At 71.9% G+C, this 23,142-nt stretch carries 21 protein-coding genes and 1 riboswitch; of the genes, 8 read left to right on the top strand and 13 right to left on the bottom strand.

The window, feature by feature from the left end:
- The first annotated feature begins 204 nt into the window (after positions 1-204).
- The 4 genes from rlmN (at position 205) to ACFWP3_RS13095 (ending at position 5,476) form a co-directional block, all read left to right on the top strand.
- Positions 205-1,320 (top strand): 23S rRNA (adenine(2503)-C(2))-methyltransferase RlmN, encoded by a 1,116-nt coding sequence (rlmN, locus tag ACFWP3_RS13080; RefSeq protein WP_384219665.1) that lies wholly within the window; start codon positions 205-207, stop codon positions 1,318-1,320.
- 58 nt (positions 1,321-1,378) lie between these two features.
- A riboswitch (TPP riboswitch) is annotated at positions 1,379-1,488 on the top strand.
- Between the two features lie 84 nt (positions 1,489-1,572).
- Entirely contained in the window at positions 1,573-2,673 is a 1,101-nt protein-coding gene (locus ACFWP3_RS13085) for a thiamine ABC transporter substrate binding subunit (RefSeq protein ID WP_384219668.1), read from the top strand.
- Between the two features lie 95 nt (positions 2,674-2,768).
- Complete coding sequence (locus tag ACFWP3_RS13090; RefSeq protein ID WP_384219826.1) at positions 2,769-4,385, top strand: ABC transporter permease; 1,617 nt, start codon at positions 2,769-2,771, stop codon at positions 4,383-4,385.
- A complete protein-coding gene (locus tag ACFWP3_RS13095) occupies positions 4,385-5,476 on the top strand; it encodes an ABC transporter ATP-binding protein (RefSeq protein ID WP_384219670.1) in 1,092 nt (363 codons plus the stop codon). The genes ACFWP3_RS13090 and ACFWP3_RS13095 overlap by 1 nt, the downstream gene beginning before the upstream one ends.
- On the opposite strand, the gene ACFWP3_RS13100 is transcribed toward ACFWP3_RS13095, so the two are convergent.
- From ACFWP3_RS13100 to ACFWP3_RS13145, 10 genes are all read right to left on the bottom strand, one after another.
- Positions 5,473-6,723, bottom strand: coding sequence for a cytochrome P450 (locus ACFWP3_RS13100; protein WP_384219672.1), 1,251 nt, complete (start codon positions 6,721-6,723; stop codon positions 5,473-5,475). The two genes, ACFWP3_RS13095 and ACFWP3_RS13100, sit on opposite strands and share 4 nt — an antisense overlap.
- 75 nt (positions 6,724-6,798) lie before the next feature.
- Entirely contained in the window at positions 6,799-8,205 is a 1,407-nt protein-coding gene (locus ACFWP3_RS13105; protein ID WP_384219675.1) for an NAD(P)/FAD-dependent oxidoreductase, read from the bottom strand.
- Complete coding sequence (locus tag ACFWP3_RS13110) at positions 8,202-8,459, bottom strand: ferredoxin (RefSeq protein WP_384219677.1); 258 nt, start codon at positions 8,457-8,459, stop codon at positions 8,202-8,204. The genes ACFWP3_RS13105 and ACFWP3_RS13110 overlap by 4 nt, the downstream gene beginning before the upstream one ends.
- A gap of 122 nt (positions 8,460-8,581) precedes the next feature.
- Positions 8,582-9,238, bottom strand: coding sequence for a hypothetical protein (locus ACFWP3_RS13115; RefSeq protein WP_384219681.1), 657 nt, complete (start codon positions 9,236-9,238; stop codon positions 8,582-8,584).
- Positions 9,239-9,374: 136 nt separating this feature from the next.
- A complete protein-coding gene (locus ACFWP3_RS13120; protein WP_384219682.1) occupies positions 9,375-10,280 on the bottom strand; it encodes a hypothetical protein in 906 nt (301 codons plus the stop codon).
- 80 nt (positions 10,281-10,360) lie between these two features.
- On the bottom strand, positions 10,361-11,467 hold the full coding sequence (locus ACFWP3_RS13125) for an LOG family protein (RefSeq protein ID WP_384219685.1): 1,107 nt from the start codon (positions 11,465-11,467) through the stop codon (positions 10,361-10,363).
- A 26-nt stretch (positions 11,468-11,493) separates the two neighbouring features.
- Positions 11,494-12,564: a hypothetical protein gene (locus ACFWP3_RS13130; RefSeq protein WP_384219688.1), complete on the bottom strand. Its 1,071-nt coding sequence runs from the start codon at positions 12,562-12,564 to the stop codon at positions 11,494-11,496.
- A complete protein-coding gene (locus ACFWP3_RS13135; protein ID WP_384219690.1) occupies positions 12,546-13,319 on the bottom strand; it encodes an ABC transporter ATP-binding protein in 774 nt (257 codons plus the stop codon). Before ACFWP3_RS13135 ends, ACFWP3_RS13130 begins: the two co-directional genes overlap by 19 nt.
- Positions 13,320-13,500: 181 nt before the next feature.
- Positions 13,501-14,862 carry an aspartate aminotransferase family protein gene (locus tag ACFWP3_RS13140; protein WP_384219693.1) on the bottom strand — a complete coding sequence of 454 codons (1,362 nt, stop codon included), beginning with the start codon at positions 14,860-14,862 and terminating at the stop codon, positions 13,501-13,503.
- 3 nt (positions 14,863-14,865) lie between these two features.
- Positions 14,866-15,369 carry an Lrp/AsnC family transcriptional regulator gene (locus ACFWP3_RS13145; RefSeq protein WP_069922162.1) on the bottom strand — a complete coding sequence of 168 codons (504 nt, stop codon included), beginning with the start codon at positions 15,367-15,369 and terminating at the stop codon, positions 14,866-14,868.
- 170 nt (positions 15,370-15,539) lie between these two features.
- Here ACFWP3_RS13145 and ACFWP3_RS13150 point away from each other — a divergent pair, with 170 nt between their 5' ends.
- From ACFWP3_RS13150 to ACFWP3_RS13160, 3 genes are all read left to right on the top strand, one after another.
- Positions 15,540-16,979: a gamma-aminobutyraldehyde dehydrogenase gene (locus tag ACFWP3_RS13150; protein WP_384219695.1), complete on the top strand. Its 1,440-nt coding sequence runs from the start codon at positions 15,540-15,542 to the stop codon at positions 16,977-16,979.
- Positions 16,980-17,072: 93 nt separating this feature from the next.
- Positions 17,073-18,251: a PotD/PotF family extracellular solute-binding protein gene (locus ACFWP3_RS13155; RefSeq protein WP_384219697.1), complete on the top strand. Its 1,179-nt coding sequence runs from the start codon at positions 17,073-17,075 to the stop codon at positions 18,249-18,251.
- A gap of 75 nt (positions 18,252-18,326) precedes the next feature.
- A complete protein-coding gene (locus tag ACFWP3_RS13160; protein WP_384219699.1) occupies positions 18,327-18,848 on the top strand; it encodes a hypothetical protein in 522 nt (173 codons plus the stop codon).
- Positions 18,849-18,881: 33 nt separating this feature from the next.
- Here the strand turns inward: ACFWP3_RS13160 and ACFWP3_RS13165 are convergent, their stop codons facing one another.
- Together ACFWP3_RS13165 and ACFWP3_RS13170 are read right to left on the bottom strand one after the other, a co-directional pair.
- The gene (locus tag ACFWP3_RS13165) at positions 18,882-19,586 is read right to left on the bottom strand and encodes a glycerophosphodiester phosphodiesterase (RefSeq protein ID WP_384219702.1); all 705 of its coding nucleotides are present in this window, start codon (positions 19,584-19,586) and stop codon (positions 18,882-18,884) included.
- Positions 19,587-19,623: 37 nt separating this feature from the next.
- Positions 19,624-20,649 (bottom strand): adenosine deaminase, encoded by a 1,026-nt coding sequence (locus tag ACFWP3_RS13170; protein WP_384219704.1) that lies wholly within the window; start codon positions 20,647-20,649, stop codon positions 19,624-19,626.
- A 110-nt stretch (positions 20,650-20,759) separates the two neighbouring features.
- Here ACFWP3_RS13170 and ACFWP3_RS13175 point away from each other — a divergent pair, with 110 nt between their 5' ends.
- The gene (locus tag ACFWP3_RS13175) at positions 20,760-21,497 is read left to right on the top strand and encodes a DUF4190 domain-containing protein (protein ID WP_384219706.1); all 738 of its coding nucleotides are present in this window, start codon (positions 20,760-20,762) and stop codon (positions 21,495-21,497) included.
- A gap of 22 nt (positions 21,498-21,519) precedes the next feature.
- On the opposite strand, the gene ACFWP3_RS13180 is transcribed toward ACFWP3_RS13175, so the two are convergent.
- Entirely contained in the window at positions 21,520-23,118 is a 1,599-nt protein-coding gene (locus tag ACFWP3_RS13180; protein ID WP_384219709.1) for a TROVE domain-containing protein, read from the bottom strand.
- Positions 23,119-23,142 lie beyond the last annotated feature (24 nt).

Genomic DNA, 23,142 nt, shown 5'->3' on the forward strand with positions numbered 1-23,142 from the left:
CACTTTTTTTTTATTTTCCCCCCCACCACGTATAAAAAACCCACTTTTTTGGTGGTTTTTTTTTTTTTTTTCTTGCCTTGGTGGGGTTTTTGTGGGGGGCGGGGCGGTTTTTCGGCGGCGCCCCCTTTCCGTCTCGCGGCCGAGCCGCGGACCGGCCCTGCACGCGCGGGGTGACCCCCACCTCGTCGTACTGAGGAGTACCGCATGGCCCCCCGCCCCGTTCCGGGTGAGCTCACCTTCGTCGCCCCTCGCGGGGCCAAGAAGCCGCCCCGGCACCTCGCCGACATGACCCCGGCCGAGCGCCGCGAGGCGGTCGCCGCGATCGGCGAGAAGCCGTTCCGGGCCAAGCAGCTCTCCCAGCACTACTTCGCGCGGTACGCGCACGACCCGGCCGAGTGGACCGACATCCCGGCCGGCTCCCGCGACAAGCTCCAGCAGGAGCTGCTGCCCGACCTGATGTCCGTCATCCGGCACATCTCGTGCGACGACGACACCACCCGCAAGACCCTGTGGAAGCTGCACGACGGCACGCTCGTCGAGTCCGTGCTGATGCGCTACCCCGACCGGGTCACCATGTGCATCTCCTCGCAGGCCGGCTGCGGCATGAACTGCCCGTTCTGCGCCACCGGCCAGGCGGGCCTGGACCGCAACCTCTCCACCGCCGAGATCGTGCACCAGATCGTCGACGGCATGCGCGCGCTGCGCGACGGCGAGGTCCCCGGCGGTCCCGCGCGCCTGTCGAACATCGTCTTCATGGGCATGGGCGAGCCGCTCGCCAACTACAACCGCGTGGTCGGCGCCATCCGCCGGCTCACCGACCCCGAGCCCGACGGCCTCGGCCTGTCGCAGCGCGGCATCACCGTCTCCACCGTCGGCCTGGTCCCGGCCATGCTGCGCTTCGCCGACGAGGGCTTCAAGTGCCGCCTCGCGGTCTCGCTGCACGCCCCCGACGACGAGCTGCGCGACACCCTGGTCCCCGTGAACACCCGCTGGAACGTGCGCGAGGTCCTCGACGCGGCCTGGGAGTACGCCGAGAAGTCCGGCCGCCGGATCTCCATCGAGTACGCCCTGATCCGCGACATCAACGACCAGGCCTGGCGCGGCGACCTGCTGGGCAGGCTGCTCAAGGGCAAGCGCGTCCACGTCAACCTGATCCCGCTGAACCCGACGCCGGGCTCCAAGTGGACCGCCTCGCGGCCCGAGGACGAGAAGGCCTTCGTGGAGGCCATCGCCCGGCACGGCGTGCCCGTGACCGTACGGGACACCCGCGGCCAGGAGATCGACGGCGCCTGCGGCCAGCTCGCGGCCTCGGAGCGCTAGTTTCCGCCTCGGGACGTCCGTATTCGGCCACGAGGTACCCTGTGGCCGAACCAATTTCATATTCCGACAGGGGAGCGCCACAGCGCTGAGAGTGCGGTATCCGTCATCCGCAGACCCTCTGAACCTCGCCCCGGTCATTCGGGGTAGGAAGTTCGGTCACCACTCATGCTGTTGCGCCCTGCCCGGCGTCCGCTCCGAGAGAGCGCCGGGCAGGGCCGCGTCTTCTCCTGGACATCCCAGGAGGAATCACCAGTGAGCACCACCAAGAAGATCGCGGGCGCGGCGCTCGCGGCCGCGCTGGGCGTCACCACGCTCAGCGCCTGCGGCGGCGGCGACGCCAAGGACAAGACCGCCGGAGCGAGCGACGCCCCGAAGTCCACGACCGTCACGCTCGTCTCGCACGACTCCTTCAACGTGACCGAGTCGGTCCTCAAGGAGTTCGAGCAGCAGAGCGGCTACACCGTCAAGGTGCTGAAGTCCGGGGACGCCGGCGCCGCGCTGAACCAGGAGATCCTCACCAAGGGCTCCCCGCGCGGAGACGTCTTCTTCGGCGTGGACAACACCCTGCTCTCGCGCGCCCTCGACAACGGGATCTTCACCCCGTACGAGGCCAAGGGCCTGGCCGACGTGAAGCCCGAGTACGTCCTCGACAAGGAGCACCGGGTCACCCCGATCGACTCCGGCGACATCTGCGTCAACTACGACAAGGCCTACTTCGCCGACAAGAAGATCGCCCCGCCGCAGACGCTGGACGACCTGATCAAGCCGGAGTACAAGAACCTGCTGGTCGCCGAGAACGCCGCGACCTCCTCGCCCGGCCTCGGCTTCCTGCTCGCCACCGTCGGCAAATACGGCGACGAGGGCTGGAAGGACTACTGGAGCAAGCTCAAGGACAACGGCGTCGAGATCGTCGACGGCTGGGAGCAGGCCTACAACGAGCGCTTCTCCGGCTCCGCGGGCGGCAAGAAGGCCAAGGGCGACCGCCCGCTGGTCGTCTCCTACGCCTCCAGCCCGCCGGTCGAGGTGCTGTACGCCGAGCCGCAGCCGGCCGAGGCCCCGACGGGTGTCGCCACCGGCACCTGCTTCCGCCAGACCGAGTTCGCGGGCCTGCTCAAGGGCGCGAAGAACGAGGCGGGCGGCAAGGCCCTCCTGGACTTCCTGATCAGCAAGAAGTTCCAGGAGGACATGCCGCTCCAGATGTTCGTGAACCCCGTGACGAAGGACGCCGCCCTGCCGGAGCTGTTCACCAAGCACGGCGTGGTGGTCGAGAAGCCCGAGAACGTGGCTCCCGAGACCATCGCCAAGAACCGTGAGCAGTGGGTCAAGGCATGGACCTCGCTCGTCGTGAAGTAGGCGGCACCAAGGGCACGGGCGCGGCGCCGGGGGGCGCCGCGCCGGTCCCCGGCGCCCGCGAAGGCGGGCGGGCCGTGGCCGTACGGCTCGCCCTGATGGCCGTGCCCCTCGCCTTCTTCGGGCTGTTCTTCGCCTACCCCGTGGCCGCGATCGTCGGCCGCGGGCTGAAGACCGACGCCGGCTGGCAGTTCGGCCGGATCGGCGAGGTGCTCGCCCGGCCCGACATCGCGGACGTGCTGTGGTTCACCACCTGGCAGGCGCTCGCCTCCACCGCGCTCACGCTGCTGATCGCGCTCCCCGGCGCCTACGTCTTCGCGCGCTTCGAGTTCCCCGGCAAGCAGCTGCTCCGGGCCCTGGTGACCGTCCCGTTCGTACTGCCGACCGTGGTCGTCGGCACCGCCTTCCTCGCGCTGGTCGGCCGGGGCGGGCTGCTCGACGAACTGGCCGGGGTCCGGCTGGACACCACGGTCTGGGCGATCCTCCTCGCGCACGTCTTCTTCAACTACGCCGTCGTCGTACGGACGGTCGGCGGGCTGTGGGCCCAGCTGGACCCGCGGCAGGAGGAGGCCGCCCGGGTGCTCGGCGCCGGACGGTTCGCCGCCTGGCGGCGGGTGACGCTGCCCGCGCTGGCCCCGGCCGTGGCCGCCGCCTCGCTGATGGTGTTCCTGTTCACCTTCAGCTCCTTCGGCGTCGTACTGATCCTGGGCGGGCCCGCGTACTCCACCCTGGAGGTGGAGGTCTACCGGCAGACCGCGCAGCTCCTGGACCTGCCCACGGCCGCGGTGCTGACGATGGTGCAGTTCGCGGCGATCGGCGGGATCCTCGCGGTGCACGCCCGGACGGTGCGCAGGCGGGAGACCGCGCTGCGGCTGGTCGACCCGGGGCGCACCACGCACCGGCCGCGCGGCTGGGCGCAGCGCACCCTGCTGGGCGGGGTGCTGCTGACGGTCGCCCTGCTGATCGTGGCCCCGCTGGCGGTGCTGGTGGAGCGGTCCTTCGACGCGCCCGGCGGGTACGGCCTCGGCTTCTACCGGGCGCTCCAGGAGGTGGGCGCGGGCGGCGGAACCTTCCTGGTGCCGCCGCTGGAGGCGATCTGGAACTCCCTGCAGTACGCGCTCGCCGCCACCGCCATCGCCCTGCTGATCGGCGGACTCGCGGCCGCGGCCCTGACCAGGCGCGGAGGGCGGTTCGTACGGGGCTTCGACGCGCTGCTGATGCTGCCGCTCGGGGTGTCCGCCGTGACCGTCGGCTTCGGGTTCCTGATCACCCTGGACGAGCCGCCGCTGGACCTGCGGACCTCGTGGATCCTGGTGCCGCTCGCTCAGGCCCTGGTGGGCGTGCCGTTCGTCGTGCGGACCATGCTGCCGGTGCTGCGCGCGGTCGACGGGCGGCTGCGGGAGGCCGCGGCCGTACTCGGCGCGTCCCCGCTGCGGGCCTGGCGGGAGGTGGACCTGCCGCTGGTGCGGCGTGCGCTGCTGATCGCGGCGGGCTTCGCCTTCGCCGTCTCGCTCGGGGAGTTCGGCGCGACCGTCTTCATCGCCCGGCCGGACCATCCGACGCTGCCGGTGGCCGTGGCGCGGCTGCTGGGGCGGGCCGGGGAGATGAACTACGGGCAGGCGATGGCCCTGAGCACGATTCTGATGCTGGTGTGCGCGGTGTCCCTGCTGGTGCTGGAGCGACTGCGTCCCGACAAGACCTCGGGAGAATTCTGATGACACTGCTCCGGCTGGACGGGGTGTCGGTCCGCTTCGGTGAGCGGGCGGTCGTGGACGAGGTGGACCTGGAGGTCGCCGAGCACGAGACCGTGTGCGTGCTGGGGCCGAGCGGGAGCGGCAAGTCGACCCTGCTGCGGGTGGTCGCCGGGCTCCAGCCGGTGTCCGCGGGCCGGGTGTCGCTGGGCGGGGCGGACCAGGCCGGCGTGGCCGTGCACCGGCGGGGCGTGGGCCTGATGTTCCAGGACCACCAGCTCTTCCCGCACCGGGACGTCGGCGGGAACGTCGCCTTCGGCTTGCGGATGCGGGGCGCGGGACGCGGTTCGTACGAGGCCCGGGTCGCGGAGCTGCTGGAGCTGGTCGGCCTCCCCGGGGCCCAGGACCGCGCGGTGGCCTCGCTGTCCGGAGGCGAGCAGCAGCGGGTCGCGCTGGCCCGCGCGCTGGCCCCGTCGCCGCGGCTGCTGATGCTGGACGAACCGCTGGGCCAGCTGGACCGGGGGCTGCGGGAGCGGCTCGTGGCGGAGCTCCGGCAGCTGTTCGCCCGGCTGGGCACGACGGTGCTCGCCGTCACGCACGACCAGGGGGAGGCCTTTGCGCTGGCCGACCGGGTGGTGGTGATGCGGGACGGCAGGATCGCGCAGGCCGGGAGCCCGCTGGAGGTGTGGCAGCGGCCCGCGTCGGAGTTCGTGGCACGGTTCCTCGGCTTCGAGAACGTGGTCCCGGCCGTGGTCACGGGCACTGCGGCCGGGACCCCGTGGGGCGAGGTCCCGGTGCCGGAGGGATCCCCCGAGGGGGAGCAGCGGCTGCTGATCCGTCCGGCCGGGGTGGTGCTGTGTGCGGCCGGCCTGCGCTGCGAGGTGGTCTCCCGCACCTTCCGCGGCACGCACGTGGCCCTGCTGCTGCGGCCGGAGGCGGGTCCGCTGCTGGAGGCGGAGTGCGGGCTGGAGGGGGCGCCGGCCGCGGGGGACCGGGTCGCGGTGTCCTTCACCCCGTCCGAGGTCGTCCTCCTCCCGGCGGACCCGGGCCGTGACCAGGGCCGTGACCAGGGCCAGGACTCGCGGCAGGACCCGGGGCAGGGCCGGGGAGACTAGGGACGGATGCCGTCACAGGCGATCGGCAGGTGGCGCGGGCCGCGCAGGACCGCGTTCTGACGGTACGGCGGCGGGTCCTCCAGCAGCCGGGGGTTCTCCAGCCGGCGGGCGAGTTCGCTCAGGGCGAGCTGCGCCTCCTGGCGGGCGAGCGGCGCCCCGAAGCAGCTGTGGATGCCGCTGCCGAGGCCGAGGTGCTGGATGTCCTTGCGGTCGGGGTCGAAGCGGTCCGGGTTCTCGAACCGCTTCGGGTCGCGGTTCCCGGACGCCAGGATCAGCCACAGGGAAGCGCCCTTGGGGATGGTGACGCCGGCGACCTCGATGTCGGAGAGGGTGGTGCGCTGGGGGAGCAGCTGCACGGGCGGCTCGTAGCGCAGCAGTTCCTCGACGATGGGGACCGACAGGCCCGGGTCCACGCGGAGCCGGTCGAGGACGTCCGGGTGGCGCAGCAGGGTCAGCATGCCGTTGGTGATCAGGTTGACCGTGGTCTCGTGGCCCGCGATCAGCAGCAGCGCCGAGGTGCTGAGCGCCTCCATGGTGGTCATCGATCCGTCCGGGCCGTCATCGGTCGCCAGCTGCGACAGCATGTCGTCGCCCGGGTTCTTGCGGCGCTCCTCGATCAGCCCGGCCAGGTACATGCCCAGTTCCATCCGGGCGTCCATGGCGCCCTTGCCGTGCTGGGTGGGGTCCGCGTCCGGGTCGGGGTCCAGGCTCGCGGCGAGGGTCTCCGCCCAGACGTGGAACTTCGGCTCGTCCTCGCGGGGCACGCCGAGCAGCCGGCAGATGACCGTGACCGGGAAGGGGTACGCGAACTGGTCGACCAGGTCGACGCGGTCCAGGTTCCCGTTGGTGGCGATGGAGTCGATCAGCCCGGAGACCAGCCCGCCGAGTTCCTCGCGCATGTCGTGCACCCGGTGGGGGGCGTGCGGGGGACCGAACGGACGGTTCGTCATGCGCCGCAGCCGGTCGTGGTCCGGCGGGTCGAGCTTGAGGAAGGACGGCGGCAGGGACGTGCCCGTCCCCTCGTCCTCGGACTGGCCCAGCGGGTCGTCCCCGGTCGACTTCAGGTTCTTGGCGTCGGAGCTGATCCGCGGGTCGTGCAGCAGGCTCTGGATCTCGTAGTACGTGCTGACCACGTAGGGGCCGTCCCCGTCGTGGGACACCGGGGTCTTGCGGAGCTCCTCGTACAGCGGGTACGGGTTCGCGCGGTTCGCGTAGTCGATGATCTCCCGCAGGATGGCTTGTGTCATGACGGGTCCTCGTGATCCTCGTGATCCTCGGGGGAGGGCGCGGTGGGCTCGGGCGCGGTCGGGGGCGGGGCAGGGTCAGGGGCGCCCGGGGACGAAGGTCATCTTCCGGTCGGCCGGCGAGTAGCCGCTGAGGATGATGTTCGGTCCGTGCGTCGGCACCGAGGGGTCCGGGAACTCCGCCGGAACCGGCTTGCTCCCCTCCGGCCTGCGGTCCACCGTCGAGAACTCCGGCGGGAACGGCGCGTTGGCCTCGATCTGCTGCTCGTAGAACGGGAGCCACCGGCAGTTGTCGAAGGTCACGGCGGCGATCACGCGCCCCTGGTACCCGTACACGGCCGCGAACCTGCGCTCCGCGAGCGAGCCCTGCGTGACGAGGAGTTCGGTGCCCATCGGCGGTACGCCGACCGACTTGATGTTCACCCCGAACTGCGAGGACCAGAACGCCGGGACCCACAGGTGGGGGCGGCGGTCCGCGCTCTCGCTGAGCATGTTGTGCGCGGCGGTGTCGGCCTGGGCGACGGCGTTGCCCCAGTGCTCCAGGGACAGGAACTGGTAGCCGAACAGGGCGTGCGGGGAACGTGCCACGTCACCCGCCACATAGATGTCGTCGGTGACGATGCCCCGGATGTCGAAGGCCCGGCAGCCCGCGTCGCAGGCGATGCCCCGGGGGCCCGCACCCAGTCCGGACCCGGCGAGCCATTCGGTGTTGCGCTGCGCGCCGAGCCCGACGACCACCACATCGGCCTCGACGGTGGACCCGTCGGAGAAGTGGGCGGCGCGGACCCGTCCGGAGGGGTCGCCCTCCAGCCCGGTCACCATGACCCCGGTGCGCAGGTCCACGCCGTGCTCGCGGTGCATCCCGGCGGCGATCTCGCCGATCACCCCGCCGAGCGCGCCGACCAGCGGCGCCGCGCCGCGTTCGGCGACGGTGACGTCCAGGCCGCGCTCCCGGCAGGCGGAGGCGATCTCGGACCCGGTGAAGCCGGCTCCGATGACGAGCACCCGGCGCGGGCCGGCGGCCAGGGCCTGTTGCAGCCCTTCGCCGTCGTCGCGGGTGCGCAGCACGAAGACTCCCTTGAGGGCGCCCTCCTCCGCGTTGGGCCAGGGCCGCGCACGGACGCCGGTGGCGATCAGCAGCCGGTCGTACTCGACCTCGTCGCCGTTGCCGAGGCGGACCCGCCGGGCGGCCATGTCCAGGCCGGTGGCGGGGACCCCGAGACGCCAGTCGGCGTCGATGGCCCGGCGGCGGGGGAGCGCCGTGTGGTCGGCGACCGCGTTGCCCAGCAGGACCTGCTTGGACAGCGGGGGGCGGTCGTACGGCTCGTACGGTTCGTCGCCGATCATCGTCAGCGAACCGGTGAAGCCCTTCTCGCGCATGGTCTCGGCAGCCCGCAGACCGGCCAGCGAAGCGCCGACGACGACGATGCGCCCGTCGCGCTTGAGCCGCTCCAGGGCCCCGTCGTGTGCTCCTCCACCCTTCACCGCGCGCCTCCGGAGGGAGCCCCTGCCACGGCGTCCGGCGAGGGCACGTCGGCCATGTCCTCGTCCGTGAGCTCGAGGAGGATCGCACCGACCGGGCAGGCGGCCACGGCGCGTTCGACGTTCTCCCGATGCTCGGCGGCCGCCTCCGGGTTGTAGAGGAGGGACTCGTCGCCGTGCATGGCGAAGACGTCGGGAGCGAGGAAGGCGCACTGGGCGTATCCCTGGCAGCGGTTGAGGTCGACGACAAGCCTCATGACGGTTCTGCCTTTCCCTCGGCCGTACTTCCCCGTCACCCCCGTACCCCCGCGGGTCCTCCCCTTCCCACCAGCATGCACGCGGGGCCCCTAGGCTGCCCGCCGGAGTGTGAACGCGCAGGTCAGGATGGGGCGGGAGGGTCCGGGCGGGTCGCTGCGGGGGCCGTACGGGCGGTGCCGCGCCGGGCCCGCAGGACGTGCACGCTGACGATCAGCGCCCAGGCCGGGAACAACAGCTCGGACCAGGGCATGCCGGAGCCCACGACGAGCAGGACCAGGCCGACGACGGTGCCCAGCAGGGCCAGCCACCGGGGGAAGACACCGAGCAGCCGCCCGATGGTCGAGGTCGCGAGGACGAATACGGAGGCCATCCGCATCGCGTACGTCGACAGCAGCGTGTAGGCGAAGTGGCGGCCGAAATCGGAGGGCGTGCTCTCCTCCAGCACGGTGCCCGCCGCCGCGGCGGAGGCGAACAGCGTCGCCACGAAGACGAAGCCGCTGCCCAGGAACACGGTGGCGATGAACCGGTCCTCGGCCTCGCCCGTGTGCGCGCGCAGGGCGCCCATGAACCACAGGAAGAAGATGCCGGCGAAGGGCACGATCTCCAGGGCCACCCGGACGGCCCAGCGCCGGTCCGGGGCGATGGGCGCTTCGGCGGCGTCGCCCGACGGGACGGCGATCCGCATCAGCACGATCGCCGCCGCGAGCAACAGGGCGAAGGCGATTCCGGCGAGCCCGGCCGCGCGCGGTGTCTTCAGCCGATCGGTCGTGGGCTCCATGGGCCCCTCGCTCTCTCCCCCCGGTCCAGCAAGCGGCAGCCGCCGCCGCGCCACCACCGGGGGCGGCCGACCGGGTGACACCGGCCGGCCACGGGTCGGCCGGCGGACCCGAGGGGTCGGCCGGCCGGCCCACGGGTCAGCCGACCGGCTCCGGTACGGGGGCCGGGGCGCCCTCGTCGGACCCCTCGTGCTTGCCGTACCAGGCGACCGCCACCGCGCCGGTCACCGCCAGCACGAAGCCGAAGATCGCCAGCCAGGCCAGCCCCGGCCGGGAGGCGTCACCGAGCCAGAGCACGCCGATCGCGCCCGGGAGGACCGTCTCACCGACCACCAGGGCGGCCGTCGCGCCGTTCACCGAGCCGATCTGGAGGGCGACCGTGTGCAGGTACATGCCGCCGAAGCCCGCCACGAGGATGGCGTACAGGGCCGGGTCGGCCAGCAGCGTGCCCAGGTCGAACGGGTCGACGCCGTCCAGGATCCGGACGCCGACGCCCAGCGCGCCGAAGCCCAGGCCCGACAGCAGGCCCGCCAGGATCGCCGCGCCGCCGCCGAGGAGGCGTACGGCGACCGTGCCGCCCACCATCAGCAGCAGGGTGATGCCCAGCAGCCACCAGTGCGTGGACATCGGGGCGTGGTGGCCGCCCTCGTGGCCCGCGGCCGTGGCCAGCAGCACCAGCGCCGTGCAGACGACGCCGATCGAGGTCCACTCCTTGCGGCTCAGCCGGATGCCCAGCATCTTGACGCTGAGCACGGCCGTGATCACCAGGTTGGCGCTGATCACCGTCTGGGACAGGAACAGCGGCAGCAGGCGGGCCGCCAGCGCGCCCAGCCCGAAGCCCACGAAGTCCAGGATCGTGCCGACGATGAACTCCCAGGTCATCGCCGCCTTCGCGGTCGACGCCAGGTTGGGGCCGCCGTGCGCCGTCACCCCGGCGGCGGGCGGGGACATCCGGGCGGCGCGGCGCGATCCGACGGCTTGCAGGACGGATCCCGTCCCGTAGCAGATGGACGCCGCGACAGCAGTCAGCAGGCCTATGAGCACCGATGGCTCCGTTCACGTCTGGCAGGTAATGCGGTACCACTGCCAGACGTCAGAACGGGCCGGGAAGTTGCCTCCCGGTGTCAGGCCATTGACGCCAGCGCGTCCGGGACCTCGTCCACCGAGTCCACCAGGGCGATCTTCGACTCCATGGCCCGGCCGCGCGCCAGTGCCCGGAGCAGCGGCCAGGCGGGGAGGTGCTCGGTCCAGTGCGTCCGGTCGACCAGGACCATCGGCGCGGGCTCGCCCCGCGACGCATAGTAGTTCGGCGTCGCGCTGTCGAAGATCTCCTGCACCGTGCCCGCCGCGCCCGGCAGGAACACCACGCCCGCCGTCGACCGGGCCAGCAGCCCGTCCTCGCGGGTGGCGTTCGCGAAGTACTTGCCGATGTGGGCCGCGAAGGCGTTCGGCGGCTCGTGCCCGTAGAACCAGGTCGGGATGCCCACCGAGTCGCCGCCGCCCGGCCACCGGTCCCGTACGGCGAACGCCGCCCGCGCCCAGTCGGAGACCGACGGGGTGAAGGACGGGGCCTTGGCCAGCAGCTCCAGGGCCTCGGCGAGGGCCTCGTCCGGGGCCGGGGCCAGGTAGGCGCCGAGGTTGGCGGCCTCCATCGCGCCGGGTCCGCCGCCGGTGGCCACGGTGAGCCCGGACCGGGTCAGCGCGCGGCCGAGCTCCGCCGCGCCGCGGTACTCCGTACCGCCCCGGGACATGGCGTGGCCGCCCATGACGCCGACCACCCGGGCACCCTGGAGGTGCTCGTCGAGGGCGTCGGAGACGGCGTCGTCGTGGATGGAGCGGAGCATCGAGGAGAAGATGTCGCCGTCGGCCTTGGTCTCCTGGAACCACGCGTAGGCCTGGGCGTCCGGGGTGTACTCGTACCCTGCGGGCAGCCCGGCGAACAGCTCCTCGGGCGTGTACAGCAGGCCCCGGTAGGGGTTGAACGGCAGGTCGGGGACGGGCGGGAAGACCAGTGCGCCGTCGGCGCGGACCTTCACCGAGGCGTCCGGCTCCATCGCACAGCCCAGGAACACGGCGGACGAGGTGTCGGCGGACAGCAGCGCGAAGGTCCGCTCCAGCAGGTTGACCGACTGGATCCGGTAGCCGCTGAGCGAGCCGCGAGCCACCACCTGGTCGAATTCGGCGAGCGTCTCGATCTCGGTGACGGTGTAGTCGACGTATCGGTTGACCATTCGGCCCACCCTAAGGGCTGCCCGCGTCAGCGGGTCAGGGCCAGTGACGTCAGCTGCGCCACACCCCAGCTGAGGGGTACGCACACCGCCACCAGTGCGGTGGCCCGCAAACTCGCGGCCGTACGCAGGACCTTGGCCGGAGCGCCGAGGTCCGTCAGGGCCTCGCGGCCGGCGGCCCGGCCCTGCCGGGCCTCCACCGCGGATGTGAGAAGGGTCGCGGCGGCGCACAGGGCGACCAGCGCCGCGGCCGGTCCGGTCAGCGGACCGAGGGGGAGCAGCGCCCCGCTGTGGTCCCGCAGGGCCAGGGCGGTGAGGGCGCCCGCCCCGACGGCGCAGAGCATGCCGAGCGGCGGCCCGACCCGGGGCGCCTCCTCCTGGAGGGCCCGCCCGGCCAGCAGCCGCAGCGCGCCGGGGCGCGCGGCCTGGACCAGCGTGCCGCTGGCGTAGGCCAGGCCGGGCCCGGCCAGGGCCAGCCCGGCGGCGGTGAGCGACCAGCCGGCCAGCATCCCCGGTCCGGCCGGCCCGGCGTAGGCCTCGACCGCGAGGCCGCAGGCGGTGATCGCGATGCCCCACGGCAGCCCGGTCTGCGGGGCCAGGGGCTTGCGCCGGGGCAGGGTGAGGACGGCGGCCGCCGCCGTGAGCGGGACCAGGACCAGCAGGGTGAGCGCGGCCGCCACGGGCAGCGGCTGGTCGGCGTGCAGCAGTGCGGCGCCGGCTCCGTCGAAGGGCAGCCCGGCCAGGTCCCCGCGCAGGTGCAGGAAGGCGGCGAGGGCGAGCGCGCTGCCCAGGCCGCAGGCGACGGCGGTGGAGATCGCCGCGACCCGGCTGAGCCGTACGGGTCCCAGCCCGGCGGCGTCCAGGCCCGCCCGGGGCCGGGTCGCCGGGTCGGTACGGGCGACCGCGACGGCGAACTGGACGGTCGCGGCCAGCGGCACCAGTGCCCACAGCAGGCGAGGGAACGATCCGCCGGGGCGGGCCACCGCCCCGGCGAGCACGTACAGGAGGAGGAACCCGGTACCGGCGGAGGCGGCGGCCACGAGCAGCCGGCGCAGCTGGACCAGCGGCCGGGAGCCGCGAGCTAGGCGGAGAGCGAGCACGCGGCCTGCCCCTCCGTGGTCTCGGCGGCCGGGGGTCCCGCCGGGCCCGGGGCGGCCCCGGCCGTGGCGGCGGGCCGGCCGTCGAGCAGCGGCACGCGGCGGTCGGCGACGGCCGCGGTCTCCTCGTCGTGGGTGGCCAGCACCACGGTGATCCCGTGCGAGCGGGCCGCGGTGGTGAGCGTACGGAGCAGCAGGGCGCGCTCGGCCCGGTGCAGCGGAGCCGTGGGCTCGTCGCCGAAGATCACCGCGGGCTCGTTGACCAGGGCCCGGGCCAGCGCGACCCGCTGGCACTCGGCCCGGTTGAGGGCGGTGGGGCGCTTGCGGGCGAAGCCGCCGATGTCCAGGCGCTCCAGCCATTCGCAGGCGGCGTGCTTGGCACCGCAGTGCGAGGCGCCGGCGAGCAGCAGCGGCAGGGCCGCGTTCTCCCACACCTTGAGCTCGGGCAGCAGCTGCGGTTCGGGGCCGATCCAGCCGAACCGGTCGCGGCGCAGCCGTTCGCGGGCCAGGACGCCCATCGTGTGGACGGGGACGCTGTTGAACCAGACCTCGCCCTGCTCGGGGCGGAGCTGTCCGGAGAGGCAGCGCAGCAGGGTGGTCTTGCCGCTGCCGCGCGGGCCGGTCAGGGCCAGGATCTCGCCCTGGCGGACCCCGACGGAGACCCCGATGAGTCCGGGGGACCCCCAGTGGGAGTAGTGAAGGGACCGTGCCCACAGGACGTCATTGTCGGGTGGGGCGGTGTCCGGTGGAGCCACCATGGCGTACACCTCCGTCCGGGGGAACGAAGCGGAACCGGTTCGGTCACTGGCGCCGCAATGAGATGTAAAGAGATGAACGTCTTGGATGGTGACAGCACACGGCCCGGACCCCCTCGTTCTCACTCGAACGGGGGATCCGGGCCGTGTGATCGGACTATTTAAGCCCTGGTCCGGCGGCTGATCAGAGCTTGGTCCACGCCTCGGTGAGCACCGAGCGCAGGATGCCCTCGATCTCGTCGAAGGTGCCCTGGTCGGCGATCAGCGGCGGGGCCAGCTGGATGACCGGGTCGCCTCGGTCGTCGGCCCGGCAGTACAGGCCGTTCTCGAAGAGCGCCTTGGAGAGGAAGCCGTAGAGCACGCGCTCCGTCTCCTCGTCCGTGAAGGACTCCTTGGTGGCCTTGTCCTTGACGAGCTCGATGCCGTAGAAGAAGCCGTTGCCGCGGACGTCGCCCACGATCGGCAGGTCGTGCAGCTTCTTCAGCGTCGAGAAGAAGGCGTCCTCGTTGTCCAGCACGTGCTGGTTGAGGCCTTCCTTGTCGAAGATGTCGAGGTTGGCCAGCGCGACGGCCGAGGAGACCGGGTGGCCGCCGAAGGTGTAGCCGTGCAGGAAGGTGTTGTCGCCCTTGTAGAACGGCTCGGCGAGCTTGTCCGAGACGATGCAGGCACCGATCGGGGAGTAGCCCGAGGTCATGCCCTTGGCACAGGTGATCATGTCCGGGACGTAGCCGAACTTGTCACAGGCGAACATCGTGCCGAGACGGCCGAAGGCGCAGATCGTCTCGTCGGAGACGAGCAGCACGTCGTACTCGTCGCAGATCTCGCGGACGCGCTGGAAGTAGCCGGGCGGCGGCGGGAAGCAGCCGCCGGCGTTCTGCACCGGCTCCAGGAAGACGGCGGCGACGGTGTCGGCGCCCTCGAACAGGATCTCCTGCTCGATCTGGTCGGCGCACCAGCGGCCGAAGGCCTCGGGGTCGTCGCCGTAGATCGGGGCGCGGTAGATGTTCGTGTTCGGCACCTTGTGCGCGCCGGGGACCAGCGGCTCGAAGGGGGCCTTCAGGGCCGGCAGGCCCGTGATGGACAGGGCGCCCTGCGGGGTGCCGTGGTAGGCGACCGCACGCGAGATGACCTTGTACTTGGTGTGCTTGCCCTGCAGCTTGAAGTACTGCTTGGCGAGCTTCCAGGCCGTCTCGACGGCCTCGCCGCCACCGGTGGTGAAGAAGACCTTGTTCAGGTCGCCCGGGGCGTAGTCGGCGAGGCGCTCGGCGAGCTCCACGGCCTTGGGGTGCGCGTACGACCAGATGGGGAAGAACGCGAGTTCCTGGGCCTGCTTGTAGGCGACCTCGGCCAGTTCCTTGCGGCCGTGACCGGCGTTGACCACGAACAGGCCGGCGAGGCCGTCGAGGTAGCGCTTGCCCTTGTCGTCGAAGATGTAGGTGCCCTCACCACGCACGATGGTGGGCACGGGCGCGTTCTCGTAGGACGACATGCGGGTGAAGTGCATCCACAGGTGGTCGTACGCGGTTTTGGAGAGGTCCTGGCTCACGGGTTATCGAGTTCCCCACATGTAGGTCTGCTTCTTCAGCTTCAGGTAAACGAAGCTTTCGGTTGATCGCACGCCGGGGAGCGCGCGGATCTTCTTGTTGATCGTTTCGAGCAGGTGGTCGTCGTCCTCGCAGACGATCTCCACCATCAGGTCGAACGACCCTGCGGTCATCACCACGTACTCGCACTCGGCCATGGCGGTCAGGGCGTCCGCCACCGGGTCGAGGTCTCCCTCGACGTTGATGCCGACCATGGCCTGGCGTCGCAGGCCCACGGTGAGCGGGTCGGTGACGGCGACGATCTGCATGACGCCCTGGTCGAGCAGCTTCTGTACGCGCTGGCGCACGGCCGCTTCCGACAGGCCGACGGCCTTGCCGATCGCTGCGTAGGGACGGCGGCCGTCCTCCTGCAGTTGCTCGATGATCGCCAGGGACACAGCATCGACCGAAGGGGACGGTTGTCTGTTCCTGGAATCTGCGCTTCGACTGACCACGACCACACTGTGCACGAGGAGTCGTCTGTTCCGCAAGGTGGAATCGATGAAATCCGTTGTTTGACGAGCCGGATCTCACTGATTTCGTAGTTCATGGTGTCTGGCTCTGTCGAAAGCCTCCGCCAAGGAGCTACTCTTTGGGGATCGTCTCAATCGTTGGACATGTGATCAGGAGAGTGGCTGTAGTGACCACCGAACTGCGTCGTCTGCGCAACTACATCGGCGGAGAGTTCAAGGACGCCGCCGACGGGCGGACCACCGAGGTGGTCAACCCGGCCATCGGCGAGGCGTACGCCACCGCCCCCCTCTCGGGCCAGGCCGACGTCGACGCGGCCATGGCCGCCGCCGCGGCCGCCTTCCCCGGCTGGCGCGACACCACCCCCGCCGAGCGGCAGAAGGCGCTGCTGAAGATCGCGGACGCCTTCGAGGCGCGCGCGGACGAGCTCATCGCCGCCGAGTCGGAGAACACCGGCAAGCCGCTGGGCCTCACGGCCAGCGAGGAGCTGCCGCCGATGGTGGACCAGATCCGCTTCTTCGCCGGCGCCGCCCGCCTGCTCGAGGGCCGCTCGGCCGGCGAGTACATGGAGGGCATGACCTCGATCATCCGCCGCGAGCCGGTCGGCGTCTGCGCCCAGGTCGCGCCGTGGAACTACCCGATGATGATGGCCGTGTGGAAGTTCGCCCCGGCCATCGCCGCGGGCAACACCGTGGTGCTCAAGCCCTCGGACACCACCCCCGCCTCCACCGTCCTGATGGCGGAGATCATCGACTCGATCCTGCCCAAGGGCGTCTTCAACGTCATCTGCGGTGACCGCGAGACCGGCAAGGCCATGGTCGAGCACAGCACCCCGGCGATGGCCTCCATCACCGGCTCGGTACGCGCCGGCATGCAGGTCGCCGAGAGCGCCTCGAAGGACGTCAAGCGCGTCCACCTGGAGCTCGGCGGCAAGGCCCCGGTCGTGGTCTTCGAGGACGCCGACCTCGCCAAGGCCGTCGAGGACATCGCGGTCGCCGGCTACTTCAACGCCGGCCAGGACTGTACGGCCGCCACCCGCGTGCTCGTCCACCAGTCGATCCACGACGAGTTCGTCGCCGCGCTCGCCAAGGCCGCCGCCGACACCAAGACCGGCCAGCCGGACGACGAGGACGTGCTCTACGGCCCGCTGAACAACCCGAACCAGCTCAAGCAGGTCGCGGGCTTCATCGAGCGCCTCCCCGCCCACGCCAAGGTCGAGGCGGGCGGCCACCAGGTCGGCGAGAAGGGCTACTTCTACGCCCCGACCGTGGTCTCGGGCCTCAAGCAGGACGACGAGATCATCCAGAACGAGGTCTTCGGGCCCGTCATCACCGTCCAGTCCTTCACGGACGAGGCCCAGGCCGTGGCGTACGCGAACGGCGTCGAGTTCGCCCTCGCCTCCTCCGTGTGGACCAAGGACCACGGCCGCGCGATGCGGATGTCCAAGAACCTCGACTTCGGCTGCGTGTGGATCAACACCCACATCCCGCTCGTCGCCGAGATGCCGCACGGCGGCTTCAAGAAGTCCGGCTACGGCAAGGACCTCTCCGCCTACGGCTTCGAGGACTACACGCGCATCAAGCACGTGATGACCTCGCTCGACGGCTGACGGGCCGCATCGGTCAGAGCACGCCGTTGACGGGGCGGGCGGTAGACAACATGTCTATTGCCCGCCCCTTCGCGTTTCCCCGACGCTGAGGCCATGCCTCAACTCGCCTTCTCCCGCCGCGCCGCACTGCGCGGCCTCGGTGCCACGGGCCTGCTGGCCGCCCTCGCCGGCTGCGGAGTGCCCGCCGCCTACGTCCCCGAGGGCCGGCGTGAAGGGCTCGACCGGTCCGAGCGCGACCGGACCCTCTCCTTCTCCAACTGGCCGCTGTACATCGACACCGACGAGGAGGACGAGGAGCGCCGGCCGACGCTGGACGCCTTCTCGGAGCGGACGGGCATCGAGGTCCTGTACTCCGAGGAGATCAACGACAACGACGAGTTCTTCGGCAAGGTCAGCCCCGCCCTGATGAACCACCAGGAGACGGGCCACGACCTGGTGGTGGTCAGCGACTGGATGGCGGCCCGCTTCGTCCACCTCGGCTGGGCCCAGAAGATGGACCGCTCGGCGCAGTCCAACGTGGACCGCTACCTGGACCCCCAACTGCGGTCCCCCGCCTTCGACGAGGGCCGGCTGCACACCGTCCCCTGGCAGTCGGGGATCACCGGCATCGCCTACAACCGCAAGGCCCTGGGCCGGGAGATCAGGTCCGTCAAGGACCTCTGGCAGCCGGACCTCGCGGGCCGGGTCACCCTCTTCTCCGGCCTCGACGAGTCCTTCGCCCTCCTGATGCAGGGCGACGGGGTGGACGTCACCCGCTGGACGGAGTCCGACTTCCACCGGATGTGCGACCGGGTCGAGAGCATGGTGAGGAAGAAGCACATCCGCCGCTTCACCGGCAACGACTACACCTCCGACCTGAGCAAGGGCGACGTCCTGGCGTGCCAGGCCTACTCGGGCGACGCCATCCAGCTCCAGGCGGACAACCCCGACATCGAGTTCGTGGTCCCGGAGGAGGGGGCCGAACTCTGGGCGGAGAGCCTGCTCGTGCCCAACCTGGCCCGGCACAAGGCCAATGCCGAGGCCCTGATCGACCACTACTACGACCCCGAGGTGGCCGCGGAGCTCGCCGCCTCCGTCAACTACGTCTGCCCCGTCCCGGCCGCCCGCGAGGTCCTGGCCGCCTCCGACGACGCGGAGACCGCCGAACTGGCCGAGAACCCGCTGATCTTCCCCGACGACGAGATGCGCGAGCGGCTGGTCGTCGCCCGGGACATCTCCTCGGCCGAACGCCGCCAGTTCGCCAGGCGCTGGAACGCGATCGTCGGACTCTGACCGCCGCCCACGCTGAATTGAACACGTTCAGGCAATCGCTTGAACGTGTTCAGAAACCTGCGTAGGCTTCTTCCCATGAGCGAGAGAAGCGCCCTTCAGCGGCGGATCCGTGCCTGGTTGACCCTGTTCCTCGTCTGCCTCGTGCTCAGCGGCCTCACCGCCTTCCCCCTGGTCAGCGAACTCCGCTGGGCCAACGCCCTGGTGGAGAACGACTGGTTGCGGCGCGTCGGCGACGGCCTGGAGCAGGCCGACTCCGAGTACCCCTTCCTGCTGTACGGCACCGACTGGCTGGCCTTCGCCCACCTCGTCATCGCCGTCTTCTTCTACGGCGTGTACCGCGACCCGGTCCGCAACATCTGGATCGTCGAAGCGGGGATGATCGCCTGCGCCGGCGTGATCCCCCTGGCCCTGATCTGCGGCCCGATCCGGGGGATCCCCGTCTGGTGGTCCGTCATCGACATGGCCTTCGGCGTCTTCGGAGTGATCCCCCTGCTGCTCCTGCGCCGCATGATCAAGCGCCTGGAAGCCCTGCAGGCCGCCGCTTCCGCCGCGCCCGCGGCGCCCGTGCCCGCGGCGCCGGCCCCGGCCGCCGTCTGAGCCGGGCCGGGACCATCGTGGGCGGGCGGGTGTTCAGCGCGGCACGGCAGGTACGCCGAGGCGGGACCGCACGGCGGTCAGCGCGTCCACGCGGTTCGTGGTGATCGAGTCGACGCCGGCCCTGACGAGCGACCGCATCGTCCGCTGGGTGTCCGCGGTCCAGGCCGACACCAGCAGGCCGTCCCGGTGCAGCGCGTCCGTCAGCTCCCGGCTCACCAGGCCGAAGCGGTAGTTGAGCCAGCGCGGGGTCACCGCGTCGATCAGCACCCGGCGCGGCGGGGACAGCGTGGTCCAGGTGAGCGCGATCTCCGCGCCCGGATCGGCGGCGCGGACCGCCAGCATGGTGTTCGGGCCGGCGCAGTAGAAGGTGCGCTCGCGCGCCCCGCACTCGCGGACCTGGCCCACGACCGTCCGTACCGCCTCGTACGAGGCACCCGGCAGGTCGATCATCAGCCGTCCCGCCCCCGCCGCCAGCACCGCCTCGCGCAGCGTCGGCACCCCGCCCCCGGTCAGCTCCTTGAGCTGCGGGGCCGTGACGGCGTCGAGCCGCACGTCATGGCCCCACAGCCGGTCCAGCGTCTCGTCGTGGAGCAGGACCGGCACCCCGTCGCGGGTCAGCCGTACGTCGATCTCGACCGCGTCCGCCCCGCGCGCGAACGCGGAGCGGATCGAGGCCAGGGTGTTCTCACGGACACGGTAGGGATCGCCGCGGTGGCCGACGGCAGTCAGGGTGCGCATGGCCCCATTCTCAGGGGCCGGCGCGTCCGGCGGGACCTCAGCGCGCGAGCCATTCGGCCGTGTACGCGTCGATCTCCGCGGTGAGCCGCGCCTTGCCGGCCTCGTCGAGGAAGGAGGCCTCGACGGCGTTCTTGGCGAGCTGGGCCAGACCGCGCTCGTCGAGGTCGAGGAGGCGCGCCGCCACCGCGTACTCGTTGTTCAGGTCGGAGCCGAACATCGGCGGGTCGTCGCTGTTGATGGTGACGAGGACGCCCGCGGCCACCATCTCCTTGACGGGGTGCAGGTCCAGGTCGGTCACCGCGCGGGTGGCGATGTTGGAGGTCGGGCAGACCTCCATCGCGATGCGGTGCTCGGCCAGGTAGGCGAGCAGCTCCGGGTCCTGGGTGGAGCTGGTGCCGTGGCCGATGCGCTCGGCGCCCAGCTCGCGGATGGCGTCCCACACCGTCTCGGGGCCGGTGGTCTCGCCGGCGTGCGGCACGCTGTGCAGGCCGGCGGCGCGGGCCCGGTCGAAGTACGGCTTGAACTGGGGGCGCGGCACGCCGATCTCGGGGCCGCCCAGGCCGAAGGAGACCAGGCCCTCGGGGCGCAGGTCGACGGCGAGCCGGGCGGTCTCGGCGGCGGCCTCCAGGCCGGCCTCGCCCGGGATGTCGAAGCACCAGCGCAGGATGACGCCGAGCTCGGCCTCGGCGGCCTTGCGGGCGTCCTCGATGGCCTCCATGAAGGCCTTCTCCTCGATGCCGCGGCGGGTGGAGGAGTAGGGGGTGATGGTGAGTTCGGCGTAGCGGATGTTCTGCCGGGCCATGTCGCGGGCCACCTCGAAGGTGAGGTGGCGTACGTCGTCGGGGGTGCGGACGAGGTCCACGACCGACAGGTAGACCTCGATGAAGTGCGCGAAGTCGGTGAAGGTGAAGTAGTCGGCGAGCGCCTCGGGATCGGTCGGGACCTTCGAGTCGGGGTGCCGGGAGGCGAGCTCGGCCACGATGCGCGGGGACGCCGAGCCGACGTGGTGGACGTGGAGTTCCGCCTTGGGCAGCCCCGCGATGAAGGGGTGCAGGTCGGTCATGAAGGTGCCTCCGGGAGGACGCGCGTGCGGTCAGGTCGGCCTTCATCGTAGGCACCCCCGTGACTGTCGGTGGCAGCGCTTAGCATGGCCGTACGAGAGGGGGGCGCCGCATGACCGACCAGAGCCCTGAGCCGAGGGATCCGTGGGCGCCGCCGGAGCGGCCGGCCGTGGACCTGGGCAAGCAGCAGGCCGCGCCGGGAGTACAGGGCCCGCCGTCCGTGCACGACCAGCAGACGGTCGCCGGGATGCCGGGGGCCGGAGCGCCGCAGCCCGCCGCCCCGCAGCCCGCCCTGCAGCCCGCCGCCCCGCAGTCCGCTCCGGCGCCGGCCCCGACACCCGGCGTGCCGCCCGCGTACGGGTATCCGGCCCAGCCGGACCCGGGCGGCTACGGATATCCCGCCGCCCCGTCCGCCGTGCCGGGGTACGGATACCCGGGGGACACGGGCTACCAGGCCGTGCCCGGATACCCCGGGTACCCGGGCGGCCCGTCCGGATATCCGAGCACCTCCGGATACCCGCTGTACGCGACGCCTCAGAGCAACGGCTTCGGCGTCACCGCCCTCGTCCTCGGCATCCTGTCCGTCGTCGGCTGCATCACCAGCGTCCTCGCCATCGGGCTCGGCATCGGTGCGGTCGTCTTCGGCGCCCTCGGCAAGGGCAAGGCCAACCGCGGCGAGGCCGACAACGGCGGGATGGCGCTGGCCGGCATCATCCTCGGGGCGATCGGCATCGTGCTGGGCGCCCTGATGCTGCTGGCCATGTTCGCCCCGTTCCTGGACGGCGACTGGAGCGGCGACTCCCGCTTCGACAGCCCGTATTCGGACTCCCGGGAGCGCGAGAAGATATGAGCCCCGGGCTCAGGCCCGGAGCTCAGGCGCCGGACTCCCAGGGCCAGTCGGCGTCCTGGCCGCGCTCGATCAGGGACACCATGCGGAAGGCCGCGTCGCTGAGCCCGCCGAAGGTGTGCCGGTTCGCGGAGCCGGACGGCGCGTGGCCCACCCGGTAGCCCGCCAGGTTCCAGGTGTACACGGGCACCGTCTGCGGAACCTCCGCCGTCGGGTCGCCGCCGTAGCCGTACGAGGCGGCCTGCTCGTCGGTGACGATCAGCACCCGGTCGTGGCCGCGGTAGTGCTCCTTGACGGCCTTGGCCGTATAGGTGCCTCCGAGGTGCCCGAACCGCTCCAGCACCTTCAGCACGGACTCGCCGGGACCGTAGGGGACCACCGCGCTGGTCGTGCCGAACTGCACCAGGTCCGCCCGCTCGGCGCGCAGCGCGAGCGCCGCCCCGAACACGGCGGCCGCGTCGGCCCGGTTGAGCTGCGAGCGGTCCGAGAGCGGGGACCACATGGAGCCGGACCGGTCCACCAGGACCAGCGTCCGCCCGGGCAGCGAAGGCACGTTGGCCAGCGAGTGGCCGAGCGCCCGCTCCAGCGGATACGCCCAGCGCAGCGAGGGCGCGTGCTGGTGGGCGGCCAGATAGCGGAAGGGGAACTGCCGCGCCCGGGCGACGGTTTCGGGATCCGAGACCTTCGCCGCGACGGCCGCGGCCACCTCGTCCGAGACACCGGCCTGGTCGAAGTTGCGCAGGTTGCGCAGCAGGGCCATCGCGCCCATGGAGGGGATGACCGCCTCCCAGGCGGCCGCGTCCATGGGCCCCTGCAGCCAGCCGGCCAGCGCCTCCCAGGTCATGCCGGCCCGCGCGAGCCGCTCGGCGCCGTCGGGCGCGGTGACCACACCGCGCCGCTCGGACACCGGGAGCGCCATCAGTGCCCGGTGCGCGGCGAGGGTACGGTCGCCGGCCGGGACCTCGGCCTCCTCCGGGTGGTGCCGGCGGTCCAGGGCGTAGCGGAACAGCTCGCCCTGCCAGGGCTTGGCCGGGTCGGGGGAGGCGTGCACGAGGTTGAGGACGTCGCCGAAGCGGTAGCCCTTGGAGTCGGTGTCGTACTTCAGCAGCGAGCTGCCGGAGTAGAGCCGGCGCACGGCGTCGGCGATGCCGCGCTTCACGGGCTTGGGCACGTTCCGCCCGTACGTCGCCGTCCAGTAGGCCAGCAGCTCGCCGGGCTCGTCCGCGCGCCGCAGTACGGAGTCCACGACCCGTCGGTTCGAAGGCCCGTCGGCGGCAGCCGCGTCGAGGCGTGCCTTCACATACTCGGCCGCGCCGACGAGCGAGGCCGTGCGCATGTTGGCCTCCCCGCGGAGCCAGCCCAGGAGGCCGGCCGTCCACGCGGGGTCCTCGACCGCGAGCCGCCGCACCAGGGCCGCGAAGCGGTCGTCGCGGGCCTCGCCGCTCTCGTACGCGGTGCGCTGGGTCACGAAGTTGGCGACCGCCAGCAGGAACAGTTCGGAGCGCGGGTCGCGCAGGTGGCCCGGCCCGCCCTCGCGGGTGCGGGCGCGGCCGGCGGAGCGGACGGGCGAAGTGGGCGCGGCGGGCGCGGACTTGGGCGCTCGGCGCAGGTTGAATCGAGCCATGTGAATCCCCCCGAATTCAAAGCA

Source organism: Streptomyces sp. NPDC058525 (genome assembly GCF_042719495.1).
Classification (GTDB): Bacteria; Actinomycetota; Actinomycetes; order Streptomycetales; family Streptomycetaceae; genus Streptomyces.